Origin of the sequence: Nonomuraea sp. NBC_00507 (assembly GCF_036013525.1) — a bacterium.
In the GTDB taxonomy this organism is placed as follows: Bacteria; Actinomycetota; Actinomycetes; order Streptosporangiales; family Streptosporangiaceae; genus Nonomuraea.
Window position 1 is genome coordinate 11,532,712 of the sequence record NZ_CP107853.1, and the last position, 12,209, is coordinate 11,544,920.

Below are 12,209 nucleotides of genomic sequence, written 5' to 3' on the forward strand. Positions count from 1 at the left end.
TTGATTTACCTAGAGTTGACGAATTTGGATGGTCGCGATTTCCCAAGCCTTCAGAGGAAGCCGCACCTCACCGCCTTCGACGTGCACTGATTCGCCCGGACGCCCTCGCAGATCAGCATGTCGGGCTTGCAGAAGGTTGCCCGAAATTACGGCTTCCGTGTCGTTGGGAGTCAGAGCGACCACGCGGAGTTCCCGCCACTCATCACGCATCCTCAGCGAGGTCATCACCACGCCGTCCCCCGTCACCGACAGCCCGGCCGCAGGCTCCGGCAGCGGAAGGGCACGATCGCCGCCCCCCGGCACCACCACCAGATCATGGCGGAAGGCCTCCGCGTGCGGCACCACGTCGCCCCAGGACTCCTGGTACGGCATCAGCGCCAGGCTCACCGACCGGACGCCCCGCGACTGCGCCGCCGGGGTCGGCAGCTGAGGACCGGCCGGTTCGGGGCGGAGGGCGTTGCGGTTGCGGGACAGGTAGCCGACCGAGCGCAACAAGGTCAGCGCCAGCTCCCCGTCCACCAGCTCGTACTCGGTCACGTGCTCCAGCAGCGCCGCCACCCCGCCGGCCGCCACCCACGACGAGGCGGGGAAGGTGGGCAGGGGCGTCTCACCGCAGCCGCCCTCGGCGGTCAGGCCGCGGGTGACGACGGCGAACTGGCCCTCGGCGTGCGACTCGGTGGCCGCGGCAGGCAACGGGATGTGCAGGCGGACCCGGTGGTCGGCGCAGCGGTTGTCGAAGGTGACGTGCAGGCGGACGAACGGCTCGCCGGCCCGGAGCTCGACCCGGGTCGTGAGGAGGATCTCCTCGGTACGGGTCGTCCGCGAGCCGGCCGGGGCCTCGGGCGCGCCGTCGAGGGCGTCGCCGGCGGCCGGCCACGCGTACGTGCGCCGCACGTCCACCGCCGCCACCAGCGGCCCCGACCAGACCAGCTCCACCTCGACCGACAACGGCTCGGACACGATCAGGTCGGCCAGCGGAGGCGCGTGGTTGTAGGTGTCGCCGACGTCGCCGCCGTCCACGATGCGGCCCGCGCCGGTCACGGTCGTGCCGTCCTGGCCGACCAGGGTCAGCGTGCCGTCACGGTTGATCGTGACCCGCAGCAGCCCGTTGTCCAGCACCTCCTCGTCCCCGCGCACCGGCAGGGTCGCGGAGTCCGAGCCCATCCAGCAGGACCGGTGGTGCTCGACGTTGGGCAGCCTGCCGGACGGCACCGGCGGGTTGAACACCTGCTCGTGCGGCCGGGTCCGGAGGCTGGTGTGGCCCAGCGGCGGCGCCTCCACCATGGCCGCGACCGTACGCCTGGGCTCGGCGACGATGCGCACGCGGGTCACGCCCTCGAGCGCGTCGCGCAGGTCGGCCACATCGATGACGACCGAGCTCTCGCGCGCCACCGTGAACGTCAGAGTGCCGCCCTTGACCGCCCAGCCGGTGATGTGCTGCCCGTACAGCTCGGTCCCGTGGATGAACGTCAGCGCCGTCGCGGGGTCCATTTCCGCGTCGAGCAGCAGCGTGGGCGCGTAGTCGAGCGGCTGCACCGGCACCGGCGCGCCCGAGGGGTCCACGAGTGGGTCGGTGCCGGCCACGTCCACGATCACGATGCCGCTGCGTACGCCGGGCGTGGGGTTGACGACGAGCACGCCGTCCGATGGCAAGGCGGCCGCCAGCCGGGCGGTCACCATGTCGCGGACGGCCTGCCCGAGGTGCTCGGCCTCGGCGATGCGGGCGGCCACCTGCTGGGCGGTCTCGTCCACGCCGCACCCGGTCACCGAGTCGTGCCCGCTGGCGTCCACCAGCCGCCACCACGCCATGTCGAGGAAGCGCCCCGGCCATTCGCCGCCCCAGAGCGCGGCCAGCGGCTCGGCGTACCGCTCCACCATGCGCTCGGCGCGGCCCATGGCCTGCTTGAGGTGGGGGCGGATGGAGATGACGCCGGGGAGGATGTTGGCCCGGGCGTGGGAGCGCAGCTCCCCGTCCACGCGCGGCAGCCCGTCTACTTCACCTGGATATTTCCCGATATAGCCGGACAGAGTGTCCATGCGAGCGCCGATCGCCTTCACCATCTCCGGCAGGCCGCGCACCGGCGCGGAGTGGTCGGTGCCGTACATGGCCAGCAGCGCCCCCTCGGGCCCGTGCCACTCCCGCATCGTCGTGACGAACTCGGCCGCCCGCCCGGTCAGGCCCTCGGCGTCGGAGAAGAGGTGGGCGCCGTTGCCGTACCCGCCCACCGGCAGGTATTGGGTCCGCAGCGCCGTGCCGTCCGGGGCGACCCAGGCGAAGGCGTCGGTGGTGACGGAGGACGGCACGCCGCGGTAAACGCAGGCGTGCAACAGCCCGGCCTTGCGCAGGATCTGCGGCATCTGCGCCGTGTGCCCGAACATGTCGGGCAGGTAGCCGACCGGCATGGACCCACCGAGCTTGTCGGCCCGGTCCATGCCGAGCTCGAGGTTGCGGACGATGGTCTCGCCCGAGCACAGGAACTCGTCCAGCAGGATCTGCCACGGCCCGATCGCCAGCCGCCCCGACTCGACCAGCGCGGCGATGCGGTCGCGGTTCTCCGGCCGCACCTCCAGGTAGTCGTCCACGCAGGCCAGCTGCCCGTCAAGGGTGAAGTGGTAGCCGGGCTCGCGCTCCATCGTGTCGAGCACCTCGTCCAGCAGCGCCACCAGGCGCAGCCGGAAACGCTGGAACGGCTCGTACCACTCCCGGTCCCAGTGCGTATGCGGTACGACGACGATCTCATTGCTCACGCGGCCTCCCCTCCCAGGGGCAGATCATGTTGTACGGCGTAGCGGGCGGCGATCCGCTGGGCCGTCACGATGTCCTCCAGAGCGCCGCCCGCGTCGGTGAGGGGCGGCTTGCCATCGTTCACGAAAGCATGGAAGGCGGCCAGTTGTACTTCGAACGCCTCGGTCACGTCCCGCCATTCGGTCCGGCTCTCCCCGCCGGACACGACGGTGAGCGTCGTCGGTGCGTTCATCAGGTAGGGCGAGGGGAAGACCAGCTCCAGCGAGCCCTTGTCGTGGTGGATGGTCACGCTCTCGCGGTAGGCGGGGTAGTCCTCCAGGTAGTGCCAGCGGATGGAGAACCGGCCCTGGGCGGGCAGCGGGCCCGAGATCTCGATGGAGCCGGGCGGGGGACCCCAGGTCTCGACGTACGAAATTTCGGTTGGGGACCCGGTAAAGCGCCGGAGGAGCGACAAGTCGTGACATATCGAGCCGAGTGCTACCCCGTACAAACTCTGCACCTGCGACGAGTCCCCCACCGCTCGCGACACGAGCGTGCTCTCGGCGGCCCGCAGCGAGGCCAGCAGCCCGGCGTCCACATCCCGCGCCTGCGCCAGGTTCGCGAACGCCAGTTGCGACTCCCCGCTCGGATGCAGCACCGTCACCTCGACCGCCCTGATGACACCGGGTCCGCCCAGCTCGGCCAGCAGTTCCTCGGCCCGGCGCACGGCGGGATCGTACTGCTTCATGTAGCCGACCATCAGCCGTCCCTCGGGCAACGCCGCCACCTCGGCCCGGGTCAGCGCCAGCGGCTTCTCGCACAGCACGGCGTGGCCGGCGGCCAGCGCCCGGCGCACGGCCTCGCCGTGGGAGCCGGAGGCCAGCACGAGCACGGCGTCGAAACCGCCGGCGGCGAGCATGTCCTCCAGCGCCGTGTACCGCCGGGCAGCGCCGAGCCGGTCTCCGACGGCGCCCGCGAGCGTAGGCGACAGGTCGCACACGGCCGTCACCTCGAACAGGTCGCGGCGCCTGGACAGCAACGGCACGTACACCGCCTGCGTCACCGCGCCGCACCCGAACAGTGCGATTCTCACAATCCCAGCTCCTCCAGCTTCCTGCGGTTGGCGGCCTGGTCGGCGATGTTCTGGGCGACGGTGCGGCGGCCGGGCAGCGTGTCCTGCTCGATGACGATCCACCCCGCATACCCGATCTCGCCGAGGGTCCGCACCACGGCAGGCAGGTCCAGCTCGCCCTCGCCGAGCGAGGCGAATCCGCCACGGCCCATGAGCTCGCGCAGGTCGGCCCCGTCTGCCAGGGCCTGGGCGAGGATCTTGGTGTCACCGTCCTTGATGTGCACGTGCTCCACCCGGCCGACCCACGCGCGCAACGCCGCCACCGGGTCTCCCCCGGCCAGCAACAGGTGCCCGGTGTCGAGGCAGAGCCGCACGTCGGTCAGCTCGAGCAGCCGCTCCACGTCCTCGGACGTCTCCACGTACGTGCCCAGGTGGTGATGGAAGGCCGGTTCGAAGCCGCGGTCGCGGCAGCGGTCCACGGCCTCCTGCACGCGGGCGGCGTAGGCAGGCCACTCGGACGCCGGCAACCCTGGAACGCTCCCGCCGGGGCGGGCGAACCGCTCCGGCGAGCCCGAGCAGGCCAGCGTGGGCCGCGGACCCATCCCCTCGGGCGCCGGCGGCGCTGCGGCGAAGACGTCCAGCGCGGCCTCCAGCGCGGGCAGCCCCCGCGCGTATGCCTCGGCGTCGCCGTACCGCAGGTCCACCCAGCCGCCCGCGAGCAGCAACCCGCTCCCTGCCAGCCGGTCGGCCAGCTCGGAGCCGGTGCCCAGGTAACCGATGGGCCCGGAGTCGATGCCCTCGTACCCGGCATCGGAGAGCGCGCGCACCATCGCGTCGGGGCTGAGCGGCGGCGGCGCGTCGGTCAGCTCGAACACCCCGAAGCTCACGGGAGCATTGGCGACCTTTATCACTCGCATAGCGCCATCACCTCGTTCTCGTGGGTTTCCAGCCGGTGCCGCCCTACACCTGCGGGGATCAGCGCGCGATCGTCGCGGATCAGCTGTCTGCCGCCGTCCGGGCGCACCAGGACCAGGCCGCCCGCGTCCAGGGCCAGCAGCTCGTCGCCCAGCCTGAGCAGCAGCGGCGCGTCGGGTCCCGCCGAGACGGCGGTGCGGCCGGCCCGCACGCCGTCCAGCACCGTGCTCGTGTCCTCGGCCAGCACCCAGGTCGTGGGCGCGCCGGGCAGGCCGTCGGAGCCGTGGCTGTGGAAGTCGCTGCCGCCGATCGCGATCACGTCGTCCCGCCAGGCGTCCGCCCAGGCCAGCGGCGCGCCCCAGCGCCGGTCCCACCAGCCGGAGCTCCACACCTCGGCGAGCCGGGGCCGGCGGCTGATCGGCAGCAGCCAGGCGCAGTCGCCGCCGAGCGGGTGGTTGACGGAGATCAGGCCGCCCGCACGCTCGGCGTGCTCGACCCAGGAGTCGGCGGGCTGCCGGAAGTCCACCCAGCCGACGTCGCCGAACACGTTCGCGTGGCCGCGGTCGGTGGTGACCTCCTGGCCGGGGATGAGCGTGATCTCGCGGTCGATCTTGGCCAGCCAGGGGTGGTGGCTGACGGTGTTGTGGTCGGTGACGGCCAGGAAGTCGAGCCCCCGCCCGTGGGCCAGCTCGGCGAGCTCGGCGAGGATCAGGTTGCCGTCGCTGTGGACGGTGTGGGCGTGGAAGTCCCCGGCGAACCACTGCATGCCGTCGATATCCGGAATCTCCCGGCGGGGCGGCCTCTCCCCGTGCGGCGGCTCCTCGACGACCGGCTCCGGAGGGACAGCGGACTCCGTGGAGATGTCCAGCGTGTAGTCGAGCCCCTGGAGCGGGATGCGGTGCAGCCGCACCCACACGCGCCAGGTCCCAGCCTCCACAGCACCGGGCAGGTAACCGGGAGTCGCCCAGTCGGCGGTGATCGTGTATTCGTCGCGCGCCCCGCCCGACCAGCCGCGGAACCCGTCCGGCGAGCCACACCCGAGGTCCAGCACTCCCTGCGACCGGTCGTAGGACAGCCGCACCGTCACGGCGGCGGTCCCCGCGGGCACCTCGAACGGCACCTCCCGCAGTGTGAGCTCCAGCCGGTCCTCCAGGCTCCAGTGACCCCTCACACCAGCTCTCCGTCCCGGTAGACGAGGGCCCGGTCGCGCCGCGGAACGGCGTAGCCGTCCTCGCCAAGCGCCGGCTCGCTGCCCTCCGGCACGACGGCCTGCACGGTCACGTCGTTGACGTCGAGGGTCACCAGATGGGAGGCGCCGAGGTTCTCCACGATGGCCACCTTCCCGCCGAGCGCGCCCTCCGCTGGCTCGGCCGAGTAGGACATGTACTCGGGTCGCACGCCGTACACGATCTTCTCCCCGTCGCTCAGCCGCCCCTCGGCCGAGGCCGGGACGGCCACCTTGCACCCTGCCACGTCCAGCCTGTCACCTCGTACGGCGCCGTCCAGCAGGTTCATGGGCGTGGAGCCGATGAATCCGGCCACGAACGTGTTGGCGGGCCGCTGGAACACCTCGGCCGGCGTGCCGATCTGCCGGATGTGCCCCGATTCCATCACCGCCATCCGGTCGGCCATGGCCAGCGCCTCGGCCTGGTCATGGGTGACGAAGACGGTGGTGACGCCGAGCTCCCGCTGGAGCTTCTTGAGGAACGTCCGCGCCTCCAGCCGCAACCGGGCGTCCAGGTTGGACAGCGGCTCGTCGAACAGGAACGCCTGCGCCTGCGTGGCCATCACCCGCGCCAGCGCGACCCGCTGCTGCTGCCCGCCGGACAGCTGGCCGGGACGCCGGTCCATGAGGTGCTCGAGCCCGAGCCGCGCCGCGACCTCGACCGCCTTGTCGCGGCGCGCCGCCTTGGCGACCTTCTTGATGCGCAGCGGGTAGGCGATGTTGTCCGTGACGTCCATGTGCGGGAACAACGCGTAGTCCTGGAAGACCATCGCGACGTCCCGGCCGCCCGGCTGCACCCCGGTCACGTCGCGCTCGCCGATGACCACGACGCCGCCGGTGGCGGCCTCCAGCCCGGCGATGGTCCGCAAGAGCGTGGTCTTTCCGCAGCCGGAGGGGCCGAGCAGGGCGAAGAACTCGCCGTCGGGGATGACCAGGTCGAGCGCGTCGAGGGCTTTCACCCCACCGGGATAGATCTTGGTCAGCCCGCGTAGTTCGATGGCGGCCATTTAACGCTTGATCCCTCCGTGGAAGCGGAAGCCGTATTTCTTGCTGACGAACAGGTACATGAGCACCACGGGGACCGAGTACAGCAGCCCGAACGTGGACAACATCCGCAGGTTGGCCTGGCCGCCCTCGGTATACAGCGTGTACGTGATCACGGCCGCCGGCTGCTTCTCGACATCGCTCAGCAGCAGGTACGGCATCAGGAAATTTCCCCACACGTTGGCCACGGCCCAGACCCCGATGGTCGCCAGCCCCGGCCGTACCAAGGGCACCACCACGTGCCGCACGATCTGCAGCGGCGACGCCCCGAACACCCGCGCCGACTCCTCATAGGACTTCGGCGTCGAGTCCATGAAGTCCTTCAGCATGAAGATCGCCGCCGGCAGCAGCCCGCCCGTCAGGATGAGGATCAGCCCGAAGTGCGAGTCGATGAGGTTGAGCTCCACCGCCAGCTGGAACAGCGGCACCATGGCCGCCGTCCCGGTGATGATCGACGACAGCAGCAACAACGCGTACAGCAGCGCGTCGCGCCCCGGCAGCCGCACCCGGCTCAGCGCGTACGCGGCCAGCGCCGCCATCGCCACCACCAGCACCGCCGTGCCGGCCGACAACACCAGCGAGTTGTACAGCGACGGCAACGCGTACGGATGCTCCACGACCGCCTGGAAGTTCTCCCAGGTGAAGTCGGGCACCGCCACCTCATACGTCGGATCGGAGGTGAACGGGGCGCTCGCCAGCCAGAGCAGCGGGATCGTGAAGAACGCCAGCAGCACCGCGATCAGCGTGTAGAAGCCGATCCGGCCGGCCACGAACCGCGCCGTCATTTCCTGCTCCGCAGCAACCGCAGGTAGAACACCGCCACCACCAGATTGATCAGCAGGATGACCGTGGAGACCGCCGCCCCGTAACCCAGCTCGCCGCTCTGCAGCGCGACCTTGTACACGTGCGCCGCCAGGATCTCCGACCTCCCGTCCGGCCCGCCCGCCGTGATCAGGAAGGGGGTGAAGTCATTGAACGTCCACAGGCTGATCAGCAGCAGGTTCGTCAGGATGTGGCCTCGGATGTGCGGGAACACCACGTCCCTGAGCTGCTGCCAGCCGGAGGCGCCGGCCAGGCGGGCGCTCTCCAGGTGCGAGGGCGGCACGTTGCCGAGCGCGGCGCCGTACAACATCATCGAGAACGCGGTGCCACGCCACGTGTTGAAGACGATGATCGACAACATCGGGTGATCGAGCAGCCAGGCGGAGCCGGGCAGGCCGAGCAGCGCGTTGAGCGTGCCGCCGTCGCGGTCGAGCAGCGCCACCCACAGGAACGACACCACCGCGCTGGGCAGGATCCAGGCCAGGATGACCAGGCCCTCGACCAGCCGCTTGAGCGGCCCCTGCCGGTCGCGCAGCAACCAGGCGATGGTGAAACCGAGCCCGACCTGCCCGATGACGGCCGACCCCAGCACGAACTGCACGGTCAGCCACGTGGAGTTCCAGAACGCCGGGTTGGACACCGCGTCGATGAAGTTGGCCGGCCCCACGAACTGCGGCTCGGCCGCGGCGATCCCGGTCAGCCGGTAGTTGGTCAGCCCCAGGTAGAGCACCCAGAGCGCGGGGAAGACGAGGAAGGCCGCGACGAGCAGCAGCGCGGGGGCCACGAAGATCCCGGCCCTGAGCCGGCCCAGACCCGCCGCGTCCGAGCTGTAGGAGCGGCGGGCGGGGGCTTCCTCGTCAACGAGGTCAGGGGGCGATGATGTTGCCTGCGCCACCGACGATTCCTTCGAGCGTCTTCTGGTACGCGGTCGCCGCCTGGTCGGGCGCGGTGCCGCCGACGACCGCGGCGGTGGACTCCTGTAGCGCCACCGACACCTGCGGGTAGACCGCGACCGGCGGCCGGAAGGCCGTCAGCGGCAGCACCTTGTCCGAGATGAAGGTCAGCAGCGGCTCACCGGCGAGGATCTCCTTGTTGACGTCCGTACGCGGCGTGATGCGCACGTTGCCGTCCTTCGTCTCCTCCTTCAGCGCCTCCGGCGAGAGCGTGAAGGCCAGCAGCTCGAAGGCCTCCTTCGGATGCTTGGTGTTGGGGTTGACCGTGCGCAGGGCGCCGCCGGACATGCTGACGAAGTCCTGGCCGCGGATGCCCTTGCCAGGCTCCATGGCCGGGATCAGCGCGTAGCCGACGCTCTGGTCGCGATCGTCCATCGGGGCCACGCCATCCTTGGGGTTGATGACGCCGCGCCAGAAGTAGTCGCCTTCCATCAGGATGCCGATCTTGCCCTCGGCGAACTGCTGGAACGACTTGTCGCGGCCCTTGGCCTCCTGCTGCAGCTTGGGGTCGCCGAGGCCGCCGCCGTAGATCTTCTGGTAGAAGCCGAGCGCGTCCTTGAGCGGCTGGGAGGCGCCGGTCCACTTGCCGTCCTTCTGCACCTCACCGCCCGCGCCGGCGAGCAGCGGCAGCACGCCCTGCATCGAGGTGGCCTCGCCCATCGCCGTCCCGGCGTTGACCTGGATCGGCACCGGCACGCCCGCAGACTTCAGCTTGGTCCCGGCGTCGAGGATCTCCTGCCAGCTCTTCGGCTGCCAGTCGGCCGGGAGACCGGCCTTCTGGAAGAGCGTCTTGTTGAAGTAGAGCACGCGGCCGTCGGTGCCGATCGGCAGCGCGTACTTCTTGCCGTTGTACGTGGCCAGCCCCTGCACGGACTCGGGAATCTGCGCCCAGCCGTCCCAGGCGTCGGCCTCGGCGCCGACCACGTCCGCCAGCGGCTTGATGTAGCCGGCCTCGGCGAACTCACCGGCCCAGATGCCGTCGATGTCGATCACGTCCGCGCCCTTGCCCGACTTGAGGTCCAGGGAGAGCTTGGTCTTGTACTGCTCGTCGTCGACGCCGCTGGGGACGAACTTGACCTTGACGTCCTTGCCCTTCGCCTTCTGGGCCGCCTCGAACTTGGGGATCACCCAGTTGGCGATGAAGTCCGCCGCGGCGGCGTTCTTGCCGCCCGCGATGGCGTTCTGGGCGATGGTCAACTCGATGGTGCCACCGCCACCGCCGGATGACTGGCCGCAGGCGGCTAATCCGATCCCGGCCACGGCGAGGACCGCGGCGACTTTACGCAATGCCATGCAAACCCTCCGACAGATCAGGTAAGGAGGTAAGCCATGGGCCAATATGTCATGACATTCATATGACGTAAAGACCTGCACATATTGCCGGGGAGATGCACCGCATATTGCGTCTTCGACCGGACAGTGGCCATCTAACAACCGAACACTGGACGATGTGAAGAGCTGACGCGTGCGACGATCCTCGCCACGCCTGGATCCGTTCGTCGTGGGACGACCAGCTCATCGACCCTAGACTGCCGTTCGGGAGGACTTCATGACGACCCGGTTGACCGTGGCGCAGGCCGTCGTACGTTTCCTGGCCCACCAGTGGAGCGAGCGCGACAGCGTGCAGCGCAGGTTCTTCGGCGGCTGCACGGGCATCTTCGGGCACGGCAACGTCGCGGGTCTGGGCCAGGCACTGGCCACCTCGACGGAAAACCTGCCCTACCATTTGAGCCGCAACGAGCAGGCCATGGTCCACACGGCCGCCGCCTACGCCCGGGCCAGCAACCGGCTGGCCACCTTGGCCTGCACGACGTCGATCGGCCCCGGCGCCACCAACATGATCACCGGCGCGGCCGGCGCCACCATCAACCGGCTCCCGGTGCTTCTCCTGCCCGGCGACATCTTCTCCACCCGCGTGGCCGGTCCGGTGCTCCAGGAGCTGGAGGACCAGCGCTCGTACGACATCTCGGTCAACGACTGCTTCAAGCCGGTCTCCCGCTACTGGGACCGGATCAACCGCCCCGAGCAGCTGCCGTCCGCGCTGCTGGCGGCCATGCGTGTGCTCACCGACCCGGCCGAGACCGGCGCGGTGACGATCGCGCTTCCGCAGGACGTGCAGGCCGAGGCGTACGACTGGCCGGAGGAGCTGTTCGCCGACCGCGTCTGGCACATCCCCAGGCCCCGCCCCGAGCGTGCCGCCGTGTCCCGGGCCGCCCAGCTGGTCAAGTCGGCCGCGCGCCCCCTGATCGTCGCGGGCGGCGGCACCATCTACAGCGACGCCACGGAGCAGCTGCGGCTCTTCGCCGAGACGTACGGCATCCCGGTGGCCGAGACGCAGGCGGGCAAGGGCGCACTCCCCTACGGGCACCCGCTCGCCGTGGGCGCCATCGGCGCCACCGGCACGACCGCGGCCAATGCGCTGGCCCGCGAAGCCGACCTGATCATCGGCGTCGGCACCCGCTACAGCGACTTCACCACCGCCTCCCGGACGATCTTCGCCCCCGGCACGCGCTTCCTCAACATCAACATCACCGGCTTCGACGCCGCCAAGCTGTCGGGCCTGCAGCTGGTGGCCGACGCCCGGGAGGGGCTCGCGGAGCTGGCCGAGGCGGTCGCGGGCTGGCGCGGAGTGCCGGACGACTACCGTGAGCGGGCCGCCGGGCTGACCCGGGCGTGGGACGCGGCCGTGGAGGCGGCGTACGCGCTGGAGGGTTCCCCGCCGCCGCAGTCGGCGGTGATCGGCGCCGTCAACACGGCCGCGAGCGACGATGGCGTGGTGGTGTGCGCGGCCGGCTCGATGCCCGGCGACCTGCACAAACTCTGGCGGCCGAGCGGCCCGGGCAACTACCACGTCGAATACGGCTACTCCTGCATGGGCTACGAGATCGCGGGCGGGCTGGGCGTCAAGATGGCGGCCCCGGAGCGTGAGGTGTTCGTGCTGGTGGGCGACGGCTCCTACCTGATGATGGCCCAGGAACTCGTCACGGCGATCTCCGAAGGCATCAAGCTGATCGTCGTCCTGGTGGACAACTCCGGCTTCGCCTCCATCGGCCACCTGTCGGAGAGCGTCGGCGCGCAGCGGCTCGGCACTTCCTACGCCTACCGCGGCGGCGGCCGGTTCGACGGCGGCCCGCTGCCGGTGGACCTGGCCGCGAACGCCGCCAGCCTGGGCGCGTCGGTGTTGCGCGCGGAGTCGGTCGCCGACCTGCGCAAGGCGCTCGACACGGCGCGCTCAGCGTCGGAGACCACGGTCATTTACGTCCGCACCGACCGCATGGCGGACGACGCGCCGTCCTCCGAGGCGTGGTGGGACGTGCCCGTGGCGCAGGTGGGCACGCCGGACGCCCTGCGGGAGGCGTACGAGGCGAACAAGCGCTCCCAGCACCCGCACCTCACTCCACCGGTTTGAGCTCCAACTCGCGAGTCGACGGGCCGTACAGAGCATGATGTGAC

General features: G+C 70.6%; 9 protein-coding genes. 1 reads left to right on the forward strand and 8 read right to left on the reverse strand.

Features of this window, described 5'->3' with window-relative positions:
- Nucleotides 1–9 precede the first annotated feature (9 nt).
- Genes OHA25_RS54865 through OHA25_RS54900 form a run of 8 tightly spaced genes read right to left on the reverse strand, consistent with a single transcriptional unit; the run spans nt 10 to nt 10,049 of the window.
- On the reverse strand, nt 10–2,748 hold the full coding sequence (locus OHA25_RS54865) for a glycoside hydrolase family 38 C-terminal domain-containing protein (RefSeq protein ID WP_327584762.1): 2,739 nt from the start codon (nt 2,746–2,748) through the stop codon (nt 10–12).
- Nucleotides 2,745–3,818 carry a Gfo/Idh/MocA family protein gene (locus OHA25_RS54870; RefSeq protein ID WP_327584763.1) on the reverse strand — a complete coding sequence of 358 codons (1,074 nt, stop codon included), beginning with the start codon at nt 3,816–3,818 and terminating at the stop codon, nt 2,745–2,747. Before OHA25_RS54870 ends, OHA25_RS54865 begins: the two co-directional genes overlap by 4 nt.
- A complete protein-coding gene (locus OHA25_RS54875) occupies nt 3,815–4,714 on the reverse strand; it encodes a TIM barrel protein (RefSeq protein WP_327584764.1) in 900 nt (299 codons plus the stop codon). The genes OHA25_RS54870 and OHA25_RS54875 overlap by 4 nt, the downstream gene beginning before the upstream one ends.
- Nucleotides 4,705–5,883: a CehA/McbA family metallohydrolase gene (locus OHA25_RS54880; protein ID WP_327584765.1), complete on the reverse strand. Its 1,179-nt coding sequence runs from the start codon at nt 5,881–5,883 to the stop codon at nt 4,705–4,707. Before OHA25_RS54880 ends, OHA25_RS54875 begins: the two co-directional genes overlap by 10 nt.
- On the reverse strand, nt 5,880–6,944 hold the full coding sequence (locus OHA25_RS54885; protein WP_327584766.1) for an ABC transporter ATP-binding protein: 1,065 nt from the start codon (nt 6,942–6,944) through the stop codon (nt 5,880–5,882). The genes OHA25_RS54880 and OHA25_RS54885 overlap by 4 nt, the downstream gene beginning before the upstream one ends.
- Nucleotides 6,945–7,766: a carbohydrate ABC transporter permease gene (locus tag OHA25_RS54890; protein WP_327584767.1), complete on the reverse strand. Its 822-nt coding sequence runs from the start codon at nt 7,764–7,766 to the stop codon at nt 6,945–6,947.
- A complete protein-coding gene (locus OHA25_RS54895) occupies nt 7,763–8,698 on the reverse strand; it encodes a carbohydrate ABC transporter permease (RefSeq protein ID WP_305918195.1) in 936 nt (311 codons plus the stop codon). Before OHA25_RS54895 ends, OHA25_RS54890 begins: the two co-directional genes overlap by 4 nt.
- Entirely contained in the window at nt 8,670–10,049 is a 1,380-nt protein-coding gene (locus OHA25_RS54900) for an extracellular solute-binding protein (RefSeq protein ID WP_327584768.1), read from the reverse strand. The genes OHA25_RS54895 and OHA25_RS54900 overlap by 29 nt, the downstream gene beginning before the upstream one ends.
- Before the next feature lie 256 nt (nt 10,050–10,305).
- Here OHA25_RS54900 and iolD point away from each other — a divergent pair, with 256 nt between their 5' ends.
- Entirely contained in the window at nt 10,306–12,165 is a 1,860-nt protein-coding gene (gene iolD / locus OHA25_RS54905; RefSeq protein WP_327584769.1) for a 3D-(3,5/4)-trihydroxycyclohexane-1,2-dione acylhydrolase (decyclizing), read from the forward strand.
- Nucleotides 12,166–12,209 lie beyond the last annotated feature (44 nt).

Excerpts from the sequence above, each read along its gene's own strand:
- OHA25_RS54890 (WP_327584767.1), bottom strand. The coding sequence starts at position 7,766 with ATGACGGCGCGGTTCGTGGCCGGCCGGATCGGCTTCTACACGCTGATC.
- OHA25_RS54875 (WP_327584764.1), bottom strand. The coding sequence starts at position 4,714 with ATGCGAGTGATAAAGGTCGCCAATGCTCCCGTGAGCTTCGGGGTGTTC.
- iolD (WP_327584769.1), top strand. The coding sequence starts at position 10,306 with ATGACGACCCGGTTGACCGTGGCGCAGGCCGTCGTACGTTTCCTGGCC.
- OHA25_RS54900 (WP_327584768.1), bottom strand. The coding sequence starts at position 10,049 with ATGGCATTGCGTAAAGTCGCCGCGGTCCTCGCCGTGGCCGGGATCGGA.
- OHA25_RS54885 (WP_327584766.1), bottom strand. The coding sequence starts at position 6,944 with ATGGCCGCCATCGAACTACGCGGGCTGACCAAGATCTATCCCGGTGGG.